Genomic DNA, 20943 nt, shown 5'->3' on the forward strand with positions numbered 1-20943 from the left:
GGTGTCCCTTATTTGATGTACGAGAAGACGCCCATCATGCCGCGCTCGGCATGGTAAGCGTTGTGGCAGTGGGTGAGCCACTGGCCGGGGTTGTCGGCGTCGAAGATCACCGTGACGGCCTGTTTGGCACGGACGATGACGGTGTCTTTGCGTGCCCCGCCGTCCCCGACCTGGAACGTGTGGCCGTGGACGTGCATGGGGTGCCACATGTCGGTGTCGTTGATAAATTTCACCGCGACGCGTTCGCCGGCTTTGATCTCAAAAGCGTTCTCGAACGGCTTGTCTATGTTGAAGCGGGCCCCGTTGATGCCCCAGTCGTACTTCATCATGCCGCCGGTGAGGTGGAGTTCGTGGGTGCGGTCCGGGGTTTTAGCCGCCAGGGTGACGGCGGGGTCAGCTTTGAGCTGCCCGCCGTCCACGACGGTGCCCTCCAACGTGCCCGGCAGGGTGGCGGGAAGGGGCTGTTTGCCGGTACCGGTGCTGATGAAGCCCAGTCCCTGCCCGGCTTTGCCTTCGGGGAGCGCCATCACGGGGGTGAACCCTTCTTTGACGGTGAGGAGGGCGTCGATGCGTTCACCCATGCCGAGCACGACGGCGTCGACGTCCTGGTGCTGGACGGGGAACCCGTCGGTGTGGGTGAGGGTGATTTTCTGGCCGGGGATTCCGACGCGGTAGGCGGTGTCTCCTGCGGCATTGATGATCCGCAGCCGGATGACCTGCCCCGCCGTGGCCGTCAGGATCTCCGCTTCGTCCGGGGCCTTGGCGTTGAAGAGGTGGAACGGGTAGCTGACGTCCCCGGCGTCGCCGCCGAGGAAGTCGCTGCGGGAGCCCATCAGCATGTGCTTCATCCCCGTCCCCATCGATCCGCCGGAGGGGGAGGGAGACGCTGAGCCCGCGGACCCGGACATGGACCCGTTGTCCATGCCGGGCATGGACGTCCCAGACATCGACATGCCGCCGGAGAGCTCTTTCAGGACTTCATCCGGGGTGCCGGTGATGCCGTCCATCCAGTCGTCGAGCACGATGACCCAGTCCCGGTCGTAGACGAGTTTTTCTGCCGGGTCCTCGATGATCAGTGCCCCGTAGAGGGCACGTTCGCGCTGCATTTCCACGTGGGAGTGGTACCAGTAGGTGCCGGGGTGGGGGAGACGGAAATCGTAGCTGAACCCGGCGCCGGCCGCGACGGCGTCCTGGGTAACGCCCGGGACGCCGTCCTGGTCGTTGCGCAGCGCGAGTCCGTGCCAGTGGATACTCGTCGGGTCCTTGAGCTGGTTGGCCAGCGCAACCTGGAGCCGGTCACCTGCGGTGGCACGGATGGTGGGTGCGCTGATTCCTCCGTTGTAACCCCATGTGGCGACGGGCTTCCCGGCGACAGTTGCCTGGACGGATCCGGCGGTCAGGGCCTGGGAGACGGTTTTTCCGGTGAACGCCCTGCGGGCTTCGTGCTCGGCGACGAGCGGGTCGGTGGGCATGATCCTGTTGGGCATGGCGGGGGCGCTCTGGGTGTTCGAACACGCGGCAAGGGCCGCGGCGGCGGCTGTTGCTATGGACAGGCCCAGGAAGCGGCGACGGTCAAGGTGGTGGCGGGTGTAGGTGGTCATGTTGGATTCCTTAATGAGTGGCCGTGAGCCGGCTGAAGTTTTCAGATGGGGGTGAGGAAGGTGCCGGAGAGGTTCTGGAGCTGATAGATCCACTTCACCCAGAGCCCGGTCACCATGAGTATGCCCAGGATGATGAGCATGGCGGCACCGGCTATATTGACGACCCGGATGTGCCGGCGGACGAAGGCCAGGGCGGTACTGACCCAGTTCAGGCCCAGGGCGGCAAGTGCGAAAGGTATGCCCAGGCCCAGGCAGTAGGCAAAGGCCAGCAGCGCCCCGCGGCCGGCGCTGGCGGTCGTGACGCTCAGGGACAGAACAGCACTGAGCGTTGGACCCATGCAGGGGGTCCAGCCGAGTCCGAAGACGACGCCCAACAGGGGGGCGCCGGCCAGCCCCGTCCTGCGGCCGAGGGTGAGCTTGCGGGTCTGCTGCAGCCAAGGGACCATACCCAAGAGAGCCAGTCCCATCACGATCACCACGACACCGAGGCCGCGCATCAGCAGATCCTGGAAACGCAGCAGCCAAGAACCGATCGCGCCGAACGCGGCCCCGTAAAGGGTGAACACGACCGCGAAGCCGAGCACAAAGAGCCCGACCCCGGCCAGGACCCGCCGGCGGTTGCGCGGCTGGGTCGGGTCGGTCAGTCCGGACACGAAGCCCAGGTAGCCAGGCACCAGCGGCAGGATACAGGGCGAGAGGAATGACACCAGCCCTGCCGCCATGGCCAAGGGAATGGCGATAAGCAGGGCCCCGGAGGTCACCGTGGATGCGAAGTACCCGCCGATATCCACCGGTTCAGTCCGCGTCGGAGGGCCGGAACGTGGCCCCGCCGTCGGTGGACACCATCAGCCCGGTGGCCGAGGCAACCCAAATCCAGGGGTTCCCGTCCGCGCCTTCGGTGGCCGCTACGGCATGGATCTCGCCGGTGATTTTGCCGGTCTGTTTCCAGGTGGCGCCGGCGTCCGCGGAATAGTAGACGGTCCCGTCGGGTGCGATACCGACGGCTTCCCTGGCGCTGGCGAAGGCGGCGAACGGGATGAGCGGGGACGATTTGTCCCGTACCCAGGTGGCGCCGCCGTCACTCGAGCGCTGCACGCCCTCCTGGGTGGTGGCGAGAACGGTATCGCTGTAGGGGTTCCCGGCCAGGACGGCCGGCACGAAACCGGCGTCCACTGTTTTCCAGGTTTTCCCGTCGGTACTGGTGCGCAGTGCCCCGTCGAAGGCCACAATCCCCGACTTGGTCGTCGTGAGCGCATGGAAGTCGGACTCACCCTGCCGCGAAAGCTGCTCCCAGGTTTTGCCGCCATCCCCGGTCCTGATCAGGCCCACCGGGCTCGAGAGGGCCGAGCCCGGTCCAGGGTGACCCGAGGCATAGAACACGCCCTGGTCCATCCCGGCGGTGAATCCCATCAGGTCGTTGGCGGGGCCGATTTTGACGGCCGGCTTTTTGGACACGTCGTAGAGTCCTTCGTGTGTAGCCAGGAGCACCTGACCGGTTTCGCCGTTGACGCTCAGACCATGGACGTGGGCACTCGGCAGACCCGTCGCCGCGTCACTTGTGGAAGGGGAGGGCGGGGCAGATGCGGTCATGCCGGGCATGCTGCCGCCGGATCCGGTGGAGCAGCCGGCCAAAGCAATCGCTGCGGCGACGGCAGCGGCGGAGAGGGGCAGGATATTTTTCATGGAAATCAGGGTCCTTCAAGACATCACCCGGCCCACGGGCCGGTGGCTAGTGACGGGCACCATCATGAGGCCGGAGTTCCGGCAGGGCGCGTCAGGTTGAGGGCTCATGCGCCGGTGAGGTCACGGCGCAGCTCAGCCGACTACGTCCGGCTGATGGAGAGTTGGTCCGGGGAAGGACTTCCGGGCAGGTATGGGTAGGTGGCAAAACCGTCACTCCACGCGGCCGGGACGGTCGCCGCGAACGGGTTGGTCCCCGGTACCGGGGCCGCCAGCGGCGGGTTGCCCGGGAAAGAAATACACGCCGCATCCATGGCGGACATCATCGCGCAGGCGCCCGCGTCCGCACACGGAGGCCCCGATATGAACGCCGCGTCCTGGAAGGCCGGGGTGTCCTGGGCCGCGGCACCAACCGGTACGGGAGCGACAGCGGCAGAAGTCTGCGCGGCCATGGCCATTGTCGTACCCGGGACGGCGGAAGGCGCTGGCATGACATGAGTGCCGATCATGATGTGCATGCCGAGAATCCCGGCGATGACCGCCAGCATTCCTGCCAGCAGGCACGCACGGCGGAGGAAGGCCGCGGCGCGACCGCTCAAAGCTGTAGCCATGGTGTTCCTCCTTTCCAGCGGATCATGTTTCGCTTAAGGGTACCGGCCCGGCGGCCGCCGGGATTAACGGATCTGGACTAACGGATCTGGGCGGGGTTGAGTTTTAGCCGGCGCAGCAGCTGCGCGTTCAGGGCTACGACCACTGTGGAGATGGACATCAGTACGGCTCCCGTGGCAGGGGAGAGGACGACTCCGGCGAAGGCGAGTACGCCGGCGGCGAGCGGGACGGAGATGATGTTGTAGCCGGTGGCCCAGATGAGGTTCTGCCACATTTTCCGGTAGCTTGCCCGTGAGAGGTCCAGCATGGACAGGACGGCGCGGGGGTCGTTGCCGGCTAGGACGACGCCGGCGGATTCCATCGCGACGTCGGTGCCGGTGCCGATTGCGATGCCCACTTCGGCCCGGGCCAGCGCGGGGGAGTCGTTGACGCCGTCGCCGACCATGGCGACTTTGAGTCCGCGGGCCTGCAGTTCGGCGACTTTCTTGTCTTTGTCTGCCGGGAGGACTTCGGCGAACACCTCTTCGATATTGAGTTCTTCGGCGACGGCGGATGCGACCTGTTGGGCGTCGCCGGTGATCATAGCGACCTTGATGCCGCGGTCCTGCAGGGCTTTGACGGCCTGGCGGGATTCGGTGCGGACGGCGTCCTCGAGGCTCACGGCCCCGAGGATCCTTTGCCCGTCAATGATGTGCAGGACGGCTGCGCCTCGGTCCATCCACGCCCCGGTGGCGGCGGCCAATGATTTCGGTTCGTGGGCTTCGAGGTCACGGAGCAGTGCCGGGCCGCCGACGTGGATGGTCCTGCCGTCGACCGTGGCGCGGACACCGCGGCCGGTCATGGACGAAAATCCGGACGCCGCTGGAATCGTCAGGTTCTGCTCCCGTGCGGCGCGGACGATGGCCCGTGCCACCGGGTGCTCACTGTCTGCTTCCACGGCTGCTGCCAGTGCCAGGAGATCGTTCCGGTCCACGCCTTGGGCGGTCGCGACGTCTTTGAGTGCCGGTTCGCCCTTGGTGAGGGTCCCGGTCTTGTCGAAGAGCACAACGTCGATGGTGCGCATGCGCTCCAGTGCCATCCGGTTCTTGATCAGGACACCGGCCCGTGCCGCCTGCTCGGTGGAGATGGCGATGACCAAGGGGATGGCCAGGCCAAGGGCATGGGGGCAGGCGATTACGAGGACGGTGACGGTGCGGGTCACGGCGTCGGGGACGCTGCCCAGCAGTGACCAGACGATGAACGTGAGGACCCCGGCGCCGGCGGCGAAGTAGAACAGGAAACCGGCGGCCCGGTCGGCGAGGGCCTGGGCTTTGGAGGAGGAGGCCTGCGCCTCGGCGACGAGGCGCTGGATTCCGGCCAGGGCGGTGTCGTCCCCGACAGCGGTGACCTGCACGCGGACGGTGTTGTCTGTGGCGATGGTTCCGGCGATGACCTTATCCCCGGATGAGCGGAGGACGGTCCTGGATTCCCCGGTGATCATCGATTCGTCGAACTCTGCCTGGCCGTCAACAATGGTGCCGTCGGCCGGCATTCGGGCTCCGGAGCGGACCAGGACGGTGTCCCCCGCCGCAAGCTCGCTGACTTTGATGGTTTCGGTGCCCTCAGCGGTAATCCTGTCTGCCTCGTCGGGCAACAGAGCCGCAAGAGCGTCCAGGGCACCCCGTGCGGAGCCGAGGGCGCGCATCTCGATCCAGTGCCCCAGCAGCATGATCGCCACCAACAGGGCCAGCTCCCACCAGAAGTCCAGGTCGAACCCGCCGATCCCGAGGCTGGTGATCCAGGAGGCGATGAATGCGACGCTGATCGCCATGGCGATCAGCAGCATCATGGCCGGTTTTCGGCTCTTCAGTTCCTCCAGGCCACCTTTGAGGAAGGGCTGCCCGCCGTAGAAGAAGATCACGGTGCCCAGCGCCGGCGGGATCCAGGCCGAGCCCAGGAAAACCGGGGGTGTATAGCCCAGCAGCCCGCCGAACATGGGGCTGAAGAACACGACAGGCACGGACATGGCCAGCGTCAGCCAGAACCTGTTCTTGAACATCGCGACGCTGTGTCCGGCGTGTTGGCCCTGGGTGTGCACCATGTGCTCATCATCCATGCCTTGGGAATGGACGGCGTGGGCATCAGGTGCATGCGCCACGGCCGCCCCGCTGCGGGGAGCGCCTGGCTCGTCCTGCCGGGCGGAAGGTCCGTTGTGGTGGTCGTGGTCCATTTGGTGCGCTCCTCAGGAATTATCTCTGGTGGCGGCCAGGGCCGACGGCTTGTCTGTATCGGAGAACGGCTGGACTACTCGCCGGCGGTAAGGCTGTAGCCGGCGCCGGTCACTGCGTTGCGAACCGCGGAGACGTCCGCCGCACCGGCCACGGTGAGGCGGGACTCTCCTCCGACGACGAGCTCCACGATCGCCGACTCGACCCCGGCCACGGCACTGACTGCCTGTTCTACCGTTTGAACGCAGTGTCCGCAGGTAAGTCCTTCGACCAGGTATTCGAAGCCCTCAGCCGGGGTCTGTGTCTGCGTCCGGGCGCCGGGTGAGCAGCAGCTGCAGCCGGACGGTTCCGGAGCGGCAAGGGGAAGTTCGGTCCGGTTGTTAGTTCCGCACATGTCAGTTCGTTCCTTTGCAAAGAGCCGTAACGAGGATGCTGGGGTTGAACGGCTGTAACGGCCGGCAATTCCTCGGGCCTGGACAAACCACTTCACTGACAACAGGTCAAATATACCCCCAAGGGGTATATTTTACAAAGTGCCCGGGATGCCTCTGACGGACTCAGGAACGGGGGGAGCCTCCCGCACGCGGCACCTGCCGGGTCCCGCCGCCCTGCGCTGTCGCCATAGGGGCGCCCGCTCACCGCGGATCATGGCGGGGCCGCCCGTCGAACCCATGCGGCAGCATTCGTTACCTGAATGTGACATCCCCTTAGTATTACCGTACCGTCGAATTCGTGCCGGTTTTCTCCGAGAAAGGGACTCCCTGGCCGATTGCCTAACTCTGCCGCTGCCCGGGATCCGTTCGCAGAAATCGTCCGGCAGAGACGAGGAAACCACATGTTGGCCTGTTCTCAGGCCTTGGGGTGAAGCCGCGCCCCTGCACTTATGCAGGTCGCGGCCGGGTGTCTCCCATCCGAATCCGACACCTCACCCCGCAGGCATGGGGAGAGGCTACTTCATGTCCGCACGCAAAAATCCGGGCCGCCACCGCGCTGTGACCGCCAAGACCAGCACCCTTGCGACAATCTCCAGGACCGCTACCGGCAACGCCGGCGGGGTGGGCCGGCAGGCCGCCGTCATCGCCGCCGCGTCGGGACTTGTTCTGACCAGCGGGATCGCCGCCCAGGCTGCCGACGCCCCGGCGCAGCGGGACTCGGCCCCTGTCTCGAACCTTGAGGTGTCCAACCAGGCGCCGGCTCAGCTCAGCGCGGACTCCAGCGTCCGGATTTCCTTTGAAGGCCCCGCCGTCACCACCGCCTCCGCCCCGGTCATTGAGGCGCCCAAGCCTGCTGTCCAAGCGCCGGCTCCTGCCGCCGAAGCCGCCCAGGCTCCGGGGCAGGCCACCATCACTGTCCAGCCCCAGGCCGCGACCGCACCTCTTTCCGCTCCGGCGGCAGGAGGGGTCAACGCCGCGATGGTTTCCGCCGCTTACGTCCAACTTAGCCTGGTCCAGGACTGCACAGCCCTGGTAGAAAAGGCCCTGGGGGCTGCGGGTATCCCTGTCGGGGACCTGGCCCGATGCAGTCCATGAGCTACGGAAAGGCAGTCGCTGACGCGCAGCCGGGCGACGTGGTCATCAAGCCGGGCCACATCGGCATGTACGTCGGTAACGGCCAGGTTCTTAGCTTCGGCATGAACAGCAAGAACCAAACCGTTGTGCATCCGCTGTCGTGGCTGACCGCCACCGGTCCCGTCACGTTCGTCCGCGCGGGCGCCTAGCGCACACCCGTCAAGGGCCGGTGAATTGCTGCCTTTGGTGGCAGCGGATCGCCGGCCCTTGGCGAGTTCCCCCTGAATGCCAGCAGCCCGGAACGGGCGCTACCGCCTATCAACGAGGTGTCGGGTTCTGACATCCGGTGCCGGTTGGTCAGGCCTGCCGGGCGAGAACCGGCAGCGCAGCCCGATGGTGTGGGGAGGAATCCTGAACCGTCGTCCCGGCGAAGCGGCGAAGGCGCAGCGAGTTACTGACGACCAGGACCGAACTGGCAGCCATCGCGGCGCCGGCGATCATCGGATTCAGCAACCCCAATGCGGCAACCGGGATCCCGATGGCGTTGTAGAAGAACGCCCAGAACAGGTTGGTCTTGATGGTGGCCAGCGTCCTGCGGGACAGCTCAATTGCCTGGGCCACCTGGCCAAGGTCGTTGCCCATGACGGTCAGGTCCGCTGCGGCGATCGCGACGTCTGTTCCACTTCCCATGGCAATGCCCAGGTCAGCTTGTGCCAGGGCCGCGGCGTCGTTGACGCCGTCCCCTGCCATGGCGACGGTGGCCCCGGACGCCTGAAGCTTCCGAACCGCGTCTACCTTTTCTTCCGGCAAGACGTTGGCCATGACATCCTGGGCCGGGATTCCCACCTCGTCGGCAACGATCGCTGCGACTGCGGCATTGTCGCCGGTCAGCAGGATGGGCCGGAGCCCCAGGGCTTTGAGTCGGGCAATGGCTGCCGGGGAGCCGTTCTTGACCGTGTCGGTGAGGCTCATGATTCCCGCGGCCTGCCCGTCGACGCCGACCCAGATGACGGTGGCGCCGGTTCCCTCCTGGGCCTGCAGGGCGGTTTGATGGTGGTCCGCCGGGATGATCCCGTTTTCCTGAAGCCACCCGGCCCTCCCGGCGACCACCCGACGGCCGTCCACCATTCCCCGCACGCCTCCGCCGGGAGCGCTCTCAAAGTCGGTGACTGGCACCAGCGGCCCTTCGCCCTTGGCCGCGCGAACGATGGCACGCGCGATGGGATGCTCGCTGGCGGCTTCAACGGCGCCGGCCAAGGCCAGGATTTCTTCCCGGCTGGCACCGGAGAAGCTGTGGATTCCCGCGACGGAGAGCTGTCCGGTTGTCACGGTGCCGGTTTTGTCCAGCACGATGGTGTCCACGGTCCGGGTGTCTTCGAGAACCTGCGGGCCCTTGATGAGGATGCCCAGCTGGGCGCCGCGGCCCGTTCCGGTCAGCAGTGCCGTCGGTGTCGCCAGGCCGAGCGCGCAGGGGCAGGCGATGACCAGGACCGCGACGGCGGCCGTGAAGGCGGCCTGCGGGTCGCCTCCGAAGAGCATCCACACGGTGAACGTGGCCGCGGCGATGGCGAGGACGATCGGAACGAAGACTGCACTGATCCGGTCCGCCAGGCGGGCAATCGGGGCCTTGCCGTTTTGGGCCTGGCTGACCAGCCGGCCCATCTGGGCCAGCGTTGTGTCGCTGCCGACACGGGTCGCCTTCACCAGCAGCCGGCCGTTGGCGTTGATCGTCGCCCCGGTCACTGTGTCGTCGACGCCGACCTCGACCGGGAGCGACTCTCCGGTGATGAGCGATGTGTCGACCGCGCTGTGACCGTCGACGACAAACCCGTCGGTCGCAATCTTCTCGCCCGGGTGGACGAGGAAGACATCTCCTGGCTGAAGACGGTCGGCGGGTATCAGGGACTCGACGCCGTCGCGGAGCACGGTGGCTTCCTTGGCCCCGAGAGTCAATAGTGCCTTCAAGGCGTTTCCCGCGCGCTGCTTGGCGTTGGCTTCAAGGTACCTTCCCAGCAGCAGGAATGTCGTGACGACGGCGGCGACTTCGAAGTACAGCGTATGGGTGCTCATCTCCATGCCGGTGTGTTCCGTCAGTGACGGGTCGTCGATCAGCTGCCAGCTGGAGAACAGGAAAGCTGCCCCGACGCCGATGGAGACCAGTGTGTCCATCGTTGAGGCCAGGTGCCTGGCGTTGATGGCGGCGGCGCGGTGGAAGGGCCATGCCGCCCAGGTGACCACAGGCAGGCTGAGCGCGAAAGCCCACCAGCCCCAGTGCGGAAATTGGGCGGCGGGGATCATGGAAATGATGACCACCGGCAGACTGAGAACGGCGGCAAGCAGCAGCCGCGGGCGCAGTACCGCCGAAGCGGCGGGCGTGTCGTGGGATGGTTCCGGCGCCGTCCGGACCCTATCCTCTTCCACTCCATTGGCGCGGGCGGCGGGTGCGGACTTGAGCCGGGCCGTGTATCCGGTCGCCGTGATGGTGTCGAGGATCTGCTGGTCGGTGATGGCCTCCGGCGCAGTGACCTGGGCGGATTCAAGGGGCAGGTTGACGCTGGCCTGGACTCCGTCGATTTTTCCGAGTTTTCGTTCCACCCGGGCAACACACGAAGCGCAGGTCATCCCCTGGATGTCCAGTTCAATGATGCGTGTACTGGTCAAGGTGCCGGAGTCCATCCTCAGACTCCCGCGGCCGCGACAGCGTAGCCGGCTTCTGCGACGGCTTCGCTGATTTGCTTCGAATCGAGCTCGCCCGCCGAGGTGATGGTGGCTACGGAGATGCCGTCCTTGTTCAGCTCCACGGTGACCTCCTGGACCCCATCCAGTTCGTGGAGTTCCTCGGTGACGGAGACGACGCAGTGGCTGCAGTCCATCCCGGAAATATTGACGGTAGTCGTGACGCTCATGATGCTTTTCTCCTTCGTTCCTAGCGCAGCAGACGGGCGATGGCGTCCGATGCTTCTTTGACTTTCGCGTCCCCGGCTTCTGCCGATTCGGCCGCGGCACTGACGACGCAATGACCGATATGCTCCGCGAGCAGCCCGATGCTGACCGCGTGTAGGGCCTTATTGACGGCCGCGACCTGGGTCAGGATATCGATGCAGTACGAGTCTTCATCAACCATGCGGGCAATTCCGCGCACTTGGCCCTCAATGCGCTTGAGCCGCCGCAAGTACGCATCCTTGTCCGCGGTATACCCGTGAGGCGGGGCAGCCTCCGCAACAGCGGCTTCTTCGACGGTGTGGTTCACAACAGCTCCTTCGCAACGCGCATAAAACCAATATATACCCCCACGGGGTATATATACCAAGGGTGCTTAGGTACCCTCGGCCATACCTGGTCGGGCTTGGGTGCGCGGAATGCTTCAATCTAAATGACCCACCTTCCCCGCGGACGGGCAGAGTCATAGGCCTTCCACCGGGTGCAGGCAGGGGTGTGCACATTGCCGTGGACTCCAATACGCGAGGGACGGCCCCTTGTCTGTACTGTTTGGATGCCGGTACCCCCGTTCTGCCATTCAAAACCCGGCCCCTGGCCAGAAAACACCATTTCAGAGGATCACAGAACATAATGACCGACGACTCCACAACGGGCGGCCCCCAGTGCGCCGCAGCCAACGCTGTTGACCGCGCACGGATGCCGCTCGGCGCCCGGCGCCTGATCCTCATCGGAAGCCTCGGCATCCTCGCTGGTGTTCTTGCAGGACGGTACTACTTTGGCGGACTGATTCTCGCCTCCGCCGGAATCACCTTGCTGGCCATGGCGCTCTCGTATCAGGCAGGTAAACCCTGGTTCTCCCGCTTGACTTGGCTCGTCGCAGCCGCCGGGACCCTGTGGACGACGACAACTGCATGGTATTGGTGGTTGATGGACGCGGCGGCAAACGAGGCGTCTGGACCCGTCGAAAACGCGTCCCTGGCCATCAACCTGGGGGCCGGGGCGCTTCTGGTCATGCTCGCCGGAATGCTCACGGCCGTGATAACTAGGTGGAACCGGAGACGTCAAAACGGTTGATGGGGACCGCGAATCTCCCGGTTGCCTTCGCCGCCATGCTCACCGGACCACCGGGATGGCCATCGGAGCCGGAGCAGGTCGTCCTGTCGCCGCATTCCGAGCCGACTCGAAGGTTCAGCAAGGCATAATGGATCGGAGCCCCGGTCAACCGCTATTTGACCGGGGCTTCGCCGGCTGCGGGCCTGCCCGCCCCGAGCGGGCGGACGTAGTAGCAGGCGACGTCTCGTTGCCGACGATTGAGAGGTTCCTCCGCTCTCCGTTCAGCGTAGGCCGCCAACTTCGGCCGGTGGCCTTCCTGCGTGCGTTCCTGAAGCAGCGTCATGGCCGCTGCTCATTCCGGCAACGATCGTGACGTCTATGACGGGCCTGACGGGCGGCGTTCAGGTTTTAGGTCCGATCCACGGTGCCCTGTTCGTCGCCTTCATACTTCTGGTCCTCTTCCTGTGGCACAAAAATGGGTGGACCGACCGGCAGCTGACAATTGTTCTTCGGATTCCGTGTTGCCTCCGGGCGCCTTCTGGGTGGCCCGACGATCGGATCTGGACGCACCAAAGGTCGCCGCGCCGGACCCGTGAGTCAGCCAGCCCGCCGGTCCGTCTCTGCACATCAAATCTGGGCGGCGGGCACGGACCCCCTTGTTTAACGGGGAAACATACCGCTAAGGAAAAACCGCTGGGCGCCGGTCACGGGGAAGTGGCTTCGGCGTAGCAGTTAGACTCGCTGTCATGGCCGATGATTCCGCGAAGTTGTCCCTTGCCGGTTCTGTCTCGCTTGGGACGGGGGTCATGGTCGGGGCCGGGATTTTTGCCTTGGTCGGCCAGGTTGCCGGTCTCGCGGGAGGGTTGGTTCCCGCGGCGTTTCTTGCCGGCGCAGTGGTCGTTGCCTTCAGTTCGTACTCGTATGTGAAGTATTCCGGGGCCAATCCATCCTCCGGAGGCATCGCCATGCTGCTCAAGGATGCCTACGGCCCAGGCGTGGTTGCAGGGTCGTTCTCGCTCTTTATGTACGTTTCCATGGTGGTCGCGGAAAGTCTGCTGGCACGGACCTTCGGCACCTACATGCTTCGTCCCTTCGGACTCCAGGGATCGGCGTTCTTAGTGCCGGCGTTGGGTGTCGCGGCGATAGCTCTGGCCGCTGTGGTAAATATCTTCGGCAATACGCTTGTGGAGCGCTCCGCTACCGTCACGGCTGTAGCCAAAATCGCCGGCATCGCGGCGCTGGCGATCGCTGGGCTTCTGGCCGCAGGGTGGTCCTCGCTGGGGACCACCCTCAGCGGCGGTTCGGGTGAACCGCCGCAGCAGGGCATCATCGGGTTCCTGGCAGGCACAACGCTGTGCATTTTGGCCTACAAGGGTTTCACCACAATCACCAATCAGGGCGGTGACATCAGGGAGCCGAAGAAAAACATCGGCCGGTCCATCATCATTTCACTCGCCATTTGCACGGTGATTTATCTACTGCTCACGGTATCTGTTGTCGGAAGCCTGAGCGTCCCGCAGATCATCGAGTCCAGGGACTACGCTTTGGCACGGGCCGCCGAGCCACTGTTCGGCGCGTGGGGCGTGGGGCTGACGATCGCCCCCGCAGTTGTGGCGACGTTATCGGGTCTTCTGGCCAGTATCTACTCGGTGTCCAGGCTCTACGCAATGCTGCAGGACATGAAGCAGGCGCCCGGGCTCCCCGATAAAATCAAGCACCAGCCTTTGCTGATCACGGCCGGACTGGCGATCCTCGTCACCGTCTTCTTTGACCTCACCCAGATCGCGTCCCTCGGTGCGCTGTTGTATCTCAGCATGGACATCGCCGTCCACCTTGGCATCATCCGCCGCTTGCACCAGGACATCGGCGCAAAGAGGTGGGTTCCCGTGGCAGCGATCGTCCTCGACGTTGCGGTGATGACCGCTTTCATTATCGTCAAAGCAGGACAGGATCTGCTCATGCTGGCCGTGGCCGCCGCAGTGTCCCTGGCAATCTTTGGTGCACAATGGTGGGCCGTCCGTCGCAGGGATCAGGACGAAGAGGTCAAAGACGGGCAACACTCCCGCACCTGAGTTATCGGCGCCGGCGCGATCGGGGACGACCACCGACCTCGCCGGCGCTGATGGTGGAACTCTGCACTGCGATGGAAGCACTCACGGTCGGCGACACACGTGTTCTGCCTGGATCAGAGCCGATGCCCGATCCCTTGAACCGGCGACGACCGGGTAAGGCAGATCAGGGCGTTCATATCCGCCGACCGTAGATGGTTCCTGTGCGCTCAGCTGGTGGCTGGCGCGAAGTACTGCCGGGGGACAGGCGCTGCCCCGTTGTAGTGGAAGATCCGGAGCATACCGACCGGCGCTCCCTGATAGCCCGAAGCGCCGGCATTGGCTTGGTGTCCGGGAAAACTGCAGTGGAACACCCAGTTACCGGGATTATCGGCCCGGAATTCGAGCGTGAAGAACTCGCCCGGGGCTATTGCCTGGGTTGTCACGAGTGTCGGATTGGTTGGGTGGCCGTTGATGTCCACGAGAGTCATGTCCATTCCGTGGAGATGCATCGAATGGGACATGCCTGAGGCGTTGTAGAGGCGGATCCGGACCAGGTCTCCCTGATTGATGTTGATCGGACCGCCGGAGGCGTCTCCTGTTTTGCCGTTAATGGTACTGAACGGAAACATACCGCGCTCGTCGGGTTTAGGTACCGCCGGGGCGCCTTCGCTGACGGTTTTGCCGTCGTCGTTGGAGGGGTTGAACTGTTGCAGGGTCATGGCCAGGTCTACTTGCGGGTTGTTCTTTGCGGGGACCTGCTTGGGAAGGATAGTGATCAGCCCGACCAGCCCGCGTGGTTCCTGTTCGGCGGTTTTGGTGTGTGTGTGTGATAGGCGAAAGTTCCTGCGTGACCGGGTTCGTAGGCGGGGTATTCGGTGGTGGCGCCGGGCCGGACGGGGGTGAAGTCGACGCCGGCGACGCCATCGGCCTGGTTGGGTTCATGGGTTCCATGAGGATGAAGGCTGGTGGGCTGGTCAAGGTTGTTGGTGACGATGAACTGTATTTTCTCGCCCTCATATGACACGAGGGTCGGGCCGGGGGTGGAAGCCTTGCTGTCATCTGCCCCGGTTTGCTTCCACGCGAGGACCTTGACCGATTTGGTGGGGAACGTGGAGATCTGCTGGGTGATTTCCACGGCGGTGAGCCGGAAGATCCTCGTGCCATTTTGGAGATCGCCCATATCCGTGTCGACGCTGGGTGTGACCGGTACCGTGGCTGCTACCGGTCGGGCGTTTTCCTCGTTTTGCTGGCTGTTGGTGGCGCTTGCGGCTTGGCAGCCGGTCAGGACGGCGGTAAGCGCTAGGGCCATTCCCGCCATCCCTGCCCGGTGACGCAGGTGCATCATCATATTCGTCTCCTTAGATTTCTCTCCTGCCGGCGACTGATGACCCGGTTCATCAGTAGACTTACCATACCCGCTGCGCAGTTTTACGGGTGCTTACGGCCGCGGGTATCGGGCCAGGTGTAGTCATAGTTGTGATCGGCCGCATAGGCACGAAAAATTGCTTCCGGCGTGGACCCGGAGAGCCGGAAGCCGGTGCGTAGAAGCTCGGCGAGGTCTTCGAGTGCTTCGCGGAGCACGCTGCCGCTCAACCGGACACTGGGGCCCACGGCCCCTCCGGCCTCCTCGCTCAAGGCCACGGCCTGGGCGATGCAGGCGCCAAGCGATGTTACGGCTGTGGCTTCGCGGAAATAATACGACTCGGGCGTCTGCAACAGGTCGACCCGGACCTGAACAAGGTCGACTGCCAGCGACTCCAGCGCCCATGCAATGGCGCCCGGGTCAGCGTCGCCGATGCTTCTGGCGTAACCGGCCCGGGCCAGAAGCGTCAGGCGGATAGCCAACGCCCGACGGCGCCCGAGGGCCGGATAAATCTGCATGAACCACGTCACGGCCGCCGTCAGCAGGCCAAAGCCAATGAGTGATTCAAGCGGAGACGCCATCCGGATCCAAGGATCTATAGCGACCACGTCGCCAAAACCAACGGTGCTGAGCGTAACCACGGAAAAATACAGGGCCTCCAGGAAGTTCCCGTAGCGGGACTGGTCCACCCCTGCGGCATAGACAAATCCCCCTGGAACATGCGGGAAGTAGATCAAAGCCCAACCCAGCGCCTGCAAAGCCGCCCAAAGCACAATCACAGCGACGACCGCCACGGGCCCCGCCACAGAAAGGGCCCTGCTGCCCAGAGCGTGAGCGACGCGCCAAGTCGAATCAATACACAGGCGGCTGACCCGGCCCTGGCCACTGGGATGCAAAAGGGTGTGGAACACGTCGTTCGCACCCAGCACAATGAGGGCGATCCCGAGAACGGTGAACATCCAGTCCATGGCCTGCAACTCCTGATTCAGTTAGAGAATATGTGAGGCGAAGACGGCTAAGACGCTACCAAAAAGTCACTGAAGAAACGTCGAATCTGCCGGCTGAAGCGGGCCCGGGCGTCTCCTAAGATGATTCGCAAGGGGGTGCAGCGCCCACACCATTCTCGGCTTGCGTACGATTGTAAACATTCTCGCTTCCCGAGCCGGGACGCACGGTGTATTCCACAAAGCCGGCCCTCACCGGAACATCGAGGGAGTTCCATCCCGGCCGGTCAAGCCGCGATTTCAAATCCATGAAGTTTCCTGGGAGTGTCCGTTTAGCGGTGGAACCGTGGCGGGCATTTAATTGATTCTTCCTTCGAAGGTGATGGCGAACGCGTTCAGGGCCGGCTTCCACCTCGTCGCCCATCGTGCCCTGCCTTTGCCAGTCGGGTCCAGTGCCCGAGTGGCCAGGTAGAGGCATTTCAGTGCGGCTTGGTCGGTAGGGAAATGTCCCCGGGCTCGGATCGCGCGCCGGTAGCGGGCGTTGACGGACTCGATGGCGTTCGTACTGCAGATGACCCGCCGGATTTCCACGTCGTAGTCCAGGAACGGCACGAACTCGCTCCACGCGTTGTCGCACAGCCGGGTGATCGCCGGATACCGTTGGCCCCATTTGCCGGAGAAATCGACGAAGCGTTCCTTCGCCGCGGCCTCGGACGGAGCAGTGTAGACCGGGCGCAGATCACGGGACATTGCGTCCCAGTATTGCCGGGCCGCGAACCGGAAGGTGTTCCTGATCAGGTGGACGATGCAGGTCTGGACTACAGCGAACTCCCACACGGTGTTGATGGCCTCGGGCAGGCCTTTGAGCCCGTCGCAGACGGTGATGCACACGTCCTCCACGCCGCGGTTCTTGATTTCCGTCAGGACGGAGAGCCAGAACTTCGCACCTTCCCCGCCGTCCCCCGCCCACAGCCCGAGGATGTCCCGTTCGCCGTTGACGCTGACGCCGATCGCAACGTAGACCGGCCGGTTCTGCCACTCAGTCATTTCACCGATCACCTTTTCAGTGATCCGGGAGATCGTGTCTTTCGATACCGTGGCACCGAACACCTCCCCGAAATGGGCCGCGATCTCGCCGGTCGTAAGGCCCTTCGCGCTCAGCGACAGCACAATCTCATCCACGCCCGTCAGGCGCCGCTGACGTTTCTTGACCGTCTGCGGGTCGAACGTGGAGCCGGTGTCCCGCGGCACATCGATCTCCACCGGCCCGATCTCCGTCAGCACGGTCTTCGTGCGGATGCCGTTACGGGAGTTCCCGCTTCCGCGCCCGGACACGTCGTGTTTTCCGTAACCGAGGTGCTCGTCCATCTCGGCTTCCAGGGCGGTCTCCAAAACGTTCTGCGTGAGTCGGTTCAACAACCCGCCCGGGCCCACGAGGTCGATACCCTGTTCTCTGGCCTGCGCCAGGAGCTGCTGCGCCAACTCTTGCTGATCCACATCAGTCGCCATGGGATCCAGTGTTTCGCTCATAATCGGTCCTCCCCGCCAGGCACGGCCCGGCATGTCAGGCCAACCACGGATCCACCGTTATTCAGACACTCCCAGTTTCCCGGAAGACCGCCCCCTCCGCCTCGCCAATCAGCCCTTTCCAGGGGCCGGCTTGTCATAATCATGGCTATCAGTTGCCTGCCGCCAGCCAGTCGAGCACCTCTTGGCCGGGGAAAAGGCGGCGTTGCGGTCGGCTCCGCTGCGCCGTTTTGGTCCGTGCTCACTTCCTGGAGGCCAGCCTGTCGGTTGGGCATGCCGGTCGCCTTTCGCTTCTCCATGGGACGTTAGAAGAGGAGGGGCCCGCCACCATGATGTTCGCAGATTTTCGGCAGGAGGGATGCCGCGTAGTGAGGTGCTTATCCGGTGTCAGGCGCGTTCCGCGGGCCTGCTCTCCATATTGGAATGAAATCGGCGCCGAAGTGCGCAAGAATGTGGGTGTGCACAATGTGCACACCCTGGGCTTCGGATCGTGTCGTACTGGTGCCGGACTCGGCCGGATTCCGCATGTTTCGGCGGGAGTCCAGTGTTTGCAGGGTCTGGAACCCGGTTCGAGTCCCACCTCGGGCACAGTGTTTCCGCAGGTCAGAGGGGTTTTTGGTGCTTTTTTCGTGTGGACAGTGTCCACACTCTCGGCCCTGATCTGATGTTCCGGGTGTGTGGGGTCCCGGAACGGCCTATTCGGTTGTGTAGGGGAGCGGCTGCCTACGGCGGACCGTGTACCGCCCTGTGGGGTCTCTTCTGGGTGTTCATCCTCGTTCGTCCTTCCGTCGGGTTTCGGCGTTCGCTACTTCATGGTGTCTAGGGCCGCGTACAACCTGACTTGCTGAATATTCTTTACATCGACCTGGGGTTGCGGCCGGTCCGGAATTTCCGCTCTGATACCTGTTCATGCAGGAATGCGGGGAGAACGGCATGACATGGCCACTGATCCGGAACTGATCATGAGGACGCTGAGCTGAGGTGTCTCGCATCAGTAGTACTTCTCAACCATTCTGACGACTACGGCGAATGATTCTCTCGGCCACGTCCATCACCTACAGCGGTGGATATTGCCATGAGCAATCGTCCCGTGGTGGTACTGCGGGCTTTCCGCTGCCAGGGGGCCACCTAGACGGCCTTCCACACATGGGGTTCCATGGGAAACCGCACCATCGCTGGACTTTACCGCGATCGACTTAGAAGGCGCCATCCTCGAATCCATCGGCCGACTTCTGAACCGGACTTTAGGCGCAGGACACTAGTGTTCCTGAATGATGCAGCAACCTCGCGAGATGACATGAACGTCCTCCGGGGTCAGAGACACGCTCGGAATGACACCGGCGATTGAGTTAGTGCTCAGGCGTATCCGAATCCGCCTGAAGTTCCGGCCGCAGGCAGGCCCGGGCCGAACCCGCTCCCGCTGCCCTTGCCCTTGCTCCCGGGCAGACCAGCGCGCACGATGACAGAATCAGACAGATAACAACCAGGACCGCTCCGCACGGACCGGCCTGACAACTATAAACGGAGGATCCATGACCAGGAACGCCAACATCCACGCCCAGGAGCGCTTCGGCGCCGCCGTAAACAACGGCAACCTCGATCAATTCGACGACGTCGTCGCGGCCGACTGCGTCGACCACGACCCGGCACCCGGACAAGGACCGGGACCGCAGGGATTCAAAGACCTGTTCGCAGGGTTGCGCTCTCATTTTCCCGATCTGCACCTCGACGTCGAACACCTCACAGCCACCGACGACGACGTCGCGTTCGCCTACACGATCACCGGGACACATCAGGGGCCGCTGATGGGCCACCCGCCCACCGGCAAGAGCTTCAAAATCCGGGGCATGCAGATCGGACGCTTCGAAGACGGCAAACTCATCGAACGCTGGGGAAGCAGCGACCAACTCGGCATGCTCACCCAACTCGGACTGGCGCGGCAGCCATGGGATGACAAGCAGAAGGTGGGCAACATGGTCTGGGACGCGGACGAGAGCGTTCAGGAGGACGAATCTGGTCCAGTTGTCGCGGTTCCTATGGACCGCTGGCGAGCCTTGCCGACGCGGGTGCGAGTGGAGGACCAGAGCACGTCCGTGCCGGTTTCGGATGCACCGGATCCTGAGGGCGGCAGAAACCCTGACAATGACTGGCTGCTCCGTGGCGTGTGAACCGGCGTGTAGAGCCAATCAGTAAGACGGTCGGTCGTGGCAGTTGGCTTTGTGGTCCGGGACCGTCGTTGTGCTCGAGACCGCAGCCTTCGTGCAACCTAGGCCAGATCCGTCGGGTGATCGCTTGGACTCCCTGGCTAGTGCCTTACCGCGGGGACTGCCCCCGGTTTTGTTGACTCCTTGACTTAGCGAGCAAGGGCTCGTGGAAGGACGTTGACCCTGTCGGCAGCTTCCGGACCGCCGGCCACCTCGCTGCCTACGCCGGCATCCCCCCGGTCACGCAGCGTTCCGGGACCTCCATCCGCGGCGAATTACCTGCACGCTCCGGGAAAAAACAACTCAAGAACGCTCTTTTCAGATCCGCGTGGATCGCCTCGTGCCACGCCCCCCGGGTCCAGGGCGTACTCCGTCCGCAAACGCGCCGAAGGCAAGAAGCACAATGCCGCCTTCATCTGTCTGGCACGGCGCCGCTGCGACGTCATCCACGCCATGCTCCGAGTCGGGACACTCTACGACGTAATTGGGCTCTTCAGAATTGAGAGTGCAGTTTCGGTCTGAATCCGCCGGATTCCAGCAGTGATCTGGCGACATAGTTGGTGAGATTCGGGAAGCCGAGTGCGGAGCCACGAAGGTGTTCAAGCCGGCCGTTAATCGCCCGGTAGTTCCGAACGGAACGAGTTTCATCGGGGACCAGAATGCCGCCGTCACCCGCCTGCAGGGCGGCTCGCTGGATGCCCTCATCCTCGCGAGGTCCATCTACGCCGCGGTGGTGCCGGAAATGAACGGCATCAGCATCCCCTACCTCTTCAAGGACACAACGGAGGAAGCGGCGTTCCTGGCCGGGAAGCCGGGCCAGGCACTGAAGGAAAAGCTCGCGACCAAAGACACCGTCGCGCTATCGTTCCTCACCCGGACCGGCCGCGAGATCACCAACTCCGTGCGCCCCATCCAACAGCCCTCGGACCTCAAAGGCCTGAAAATCCGTGTCCCCCGGCAACCCGCTCTGGATCGACTTTTTCGAGAATCTGGGTGCGAGCCCGACCACCATGGCCTTCTCCGAGGTCTTCACGGGCCTCCAGACCGGAACGATCAAGGGACAGGAAAATCCGATTGAAGTGCCGTGGACCAATAAGTTCTCCGAGGTTCAGAAACTTGAAGGATTCAAGGCCACGTCCAAGAGCCTTTACCCGCAGTTCTCCCAGCTGATCGGCAAGGAATTCTTCGACCAGGCCATCGCTTTCACCAACTCCAACTAACTAAACCCCGCACGGCGCCCCGGCCCTCCCACCAAC

19 protein-coding genes, 2 pseudogenes and 1 riboswitch are annotated in these 20943 nt (G+C 63.9%); of the genes and pseudogenes, 8 read left to right on the forward strand and 13 right to left on the reverse strand.

Annotated features, from left to right (window positions below; all coding sequences use genetic code 11):
- Positions 1-8: 8 nt before the first annotated feature.
- The 6 genes from QI450_RS05710 to QI450_RS05735 all read right to left on the reverse strand — a co-directional run bounded on the left by QI450_RS05710 (position 9) and on the right by QI450_RS05735 (position 6491).
- Entirely contained in the window at positions 9-1601 is a 1593-nt protein-coding gene (locus QI450_RS05710; protein WP_226774866.1) for a multicopper oxidase family protein, read from the reverse strand.
- A gap of 41 nt (positions 1602-1642) precedes the next feature.
- Complete coding sequence (locus QI450_RS05715; RefSeq protein ID WP_282468119.1) at positions 1643-2392, reverse strand: cytochrome c biogenesis protein CcdA; 750 nt, start codon at positions 2390-2392, stop codon at positions 1643-1645.
- A 4-nt stretch (positions 2393-2396) separates the two neighbouring features.
- Positions 2397-3284, reverse strand: coding sequence for a F510_1955 family glycosylhydrolase (locus tag QI450_RS05720; protein WP_226774868.1), 888 nt, complete (start codon positions 3282-3284; stop codon positions 2397-2399).
- Between the two features lie 140 nt (positions 3285-3424).
- Positions 3425-3892: a hypothetical protein gene (locus QI450_RS05725; RefSeq protein ID WP_226774869.1), complete on the reverse strand. Its 468-nt coding sequence runs from the start codon at positions 3890-3892 to the stop codon at positions 3425-3427.
- 77 nt (positions 3893-3969) lie between these two features.
- Positions 3970-6099, reverse strand: a complete 2130-nt coding sequence (locus tag QI450_RS05730; protein WP_282468120.1) for a copper-translocating P-type ATPase — start codon at positions 6097-6099, stop codon at positions 3970-3972.
- Positions 6100-6173: 74 nt separating this feature from the next.
- Positions 6174-6491: a heavy metal-associated domain-containing protein gene (locus tag QI450_RS05735; protein WP_282468121.1), complete on the reverse strand. Its 318-nt coding sequence runs from the start codon at positions 6489-6491 to the stop codon at positions 6174-6176.
- Positions 6492-6857: 366 nt separating this feature from the next.
- Positions 6858-7050: riboswitch (cyclic di-AMP (ydaO/yuaA leader) on the forward strand.
- Positions 7051-7053: 3 nt separating this feature from the next.
- Here QI450_RS05735 and QI450_RS05740 point away from each other — a divergent pair.
- Both QI450_RS05740 and QI450_RS18085 read left to right on the forward strand, forming a co-directional pair.
- Entirely contained in the window at positions 7054-7626 is a 573-nt protein-coding gene (locus QI450_RS05740) for a hypothetical protein (RefSeq protein WP_309485707.1), read from the forward strand.
- The gene (locus tag QI450_RS18085; RefSeq protein WP_309485706.1) at positions 7623-7814 is read left to right on the forward strand and encodes a hypothetical protein; all 192 of its coding nucleotides are present in this window, start codon (positions 7623-7625) and stop codon (positions 7812-7814) included. Before QI450_RS05740 ends, QI450_RS18085 begins: the two co-directional genes overlap by 4 nt.
- A gap of 148 nt (positions 7815-7962) precedes the next feature.
- Here the strand turns inward: QI450_RS18085 and QI450_RS05745 are convergent, their stop codons facing one another.
- The 3 genes from QI450_RS05745 to QI450_RS05755 are packed head-to-tail and all read right to left on the reverse strand — an operon-like array spanning position 7963 to position 10855.
- Positions 7963-10281 (reverse strand): heavy metal translocating P-type ATPase, encoded by a 2319-nt coding sequence (locus QI450_RS05745; RefSeq protein WP_226775914.1) that lies wholly within the window; start codon positions 10279-10281, stop codon positions 7963-7965.
- 2 nt (positions 10282-10283) lie between these two features.
- Positions 10284-10511, reverse strand: coding sequence for a heavy-metal-associated domain-containing protein (locus tag QI450_RS05750; protein WP_226775913.1), 228 nt, complete (start codon positions 10509-10511; stop codon positions 10284-10286).
- Between the two features lie 20 nt (positions 10512-10531).
- Complete coding sequence (locus QI450_RS05755; protein WP_282468122.1) at positions 10532-10855, reverse strand: metal-sensitive transcriptional regulator; 324 nt, start codon at positions 10853-10855, stop codon at positions 10532-10534.
- Positions 10856-11175: 320 nt separating this feature from the next.
- Between QI450_RS05755 and QI450_RS05760 the strand changes: the two genes are divergently transcribed.
- Both QI450_RS05760 and QI450_RS05765 read left to right on the forward strand, forming a co-directional pair.
- Positions 11176-11619, forward strand: coding sequence for a hypothetical protein (locus QI450_RS05760; protein ID WP_226775912.1), 444 nt, complete (start codon positions 11176-11178; stop codon positions 11617-11619).
- A 725-nt stretch (positions 11620-12344) separates the two neighbouring features.
- A complete protein-coding gene (locus QI450_RS05765; protein WP_226775911.1) occupies positions 12345-13670 on the forward strand; it encodes an APC family permease in 1326 nt (441 codons plus the stop codon).
- 206 nt (positions 13671-13876) lie between these two features.
- Here QI450_RS05765 and QI450_RS05770 read toward each other — a convergent pair whose 3' ends face one another.
- The 4 genes from QI450_RS05770 to QI450_RS05785 form a co-directional block, all read right to left on the reverse strand.
- Positions 13877-14368 (reverse strand): multicopper oxidase domain-containing protein, encoded by a 492-nt coding sequence (locus QI450_RS05770; RefSeq protein WP_226775910.1) that lies wholly within the window; start codon positions 14366-14368, stop codon positions 13877-13879.
- 56 nt (positions 14369-14424) lie between these two features.
- Positions 14425-14997 (reverse strand): multicopper oxidase domain-containing protein, encoded by a 573-nt coding sequence (locus QI450_RS05775; protein ID WP_226775909.1) that lies wholly within the window; start codon positions 14995-14997, stop codon positions 14425-14427.
- 80 nt (positions 14998-15077) lie between these two features.
- Complete coding sequence (locus tag QI450_RS05780; protein WP_226775908.1) at positions 15078-15980, reverse strand: potassium channel family protein; 903 nt, start codon at positions 15978-15980, stop codon at positions 15078-15080.
- Between the two features lie 333 nt (positions 15981-16313).
- Positions 16314-17486, reverse strand: a complete 1173-nt coding sequence (locus tag QI450_RS05785; RefSeq protein WP_226775907.1) for an IS256 family transposase — start codon at positions 17484-17486, stop codon at positions 16314-16316.
- A 1529-nt stretch (positions 17487-19015) separates the two neighbouring features.
- On the opposite strand from QI450_RS05785, the gene QI450_RS05790 reads away from it, so the two are divergent.
- The 4 genes and pseudogenes from QI450_RS05790 to QI450_RS05805 all read left to right on the forward strand — a co-directional run bounded on the left by QI450_RS05790 (position 19016) and on the right by QI450_RS05805 (position 20907).
- The gene (locus tag QI450_RS05790) at positions 19016-19651 is read left to right on the forward strand and encodes an ester cyclase (protein ID WP_226775906.1); all 636 of its coding nucleotides are present in this window, start codon (positions 19016-19018) and stop codon (positions 19649-19651) included.
- Between the two features lie 227 nt (positions 19652-19878).
- Positions 19879-20209 (forward strand): annotated as a pseudogene (locus QI450_RS05795) (transposase); the annotation flags it as partial.
- 73 nt (positions 20210-20282) lie between these two features.
- Positions 20283-20630: pseudogene (gene dctP / locus QI450_RS05800) on the forward strand (TRAP transporter substrate-binding protein DctP); the annotation flags it as partial.
- A 4-nt stretch (positions 20631-20634) separates the two neighbouring features.
- A complete protein-coding gene (locus QI450_RS05805) occupies positions 20635-20907 on the forward strand; it encodes a hypothetical protein (RefSeq protein WP_282468123.1) in 273 nt (90 codons plus the stop codon).
- The last annotated feature ends 36 nt before the right edge of the window (positions 20908-20943 follow it).

The sequence above is a fragment of the Arthrobacter sp. EM1 genome (assembly GCF_029964055.1).
Taxonomy (GTDB): domain Bacteria; phylum Actinomycetota; class Actinomycetes; order Actinomycetales; family Micrococcaceae; genus Arthrobacter.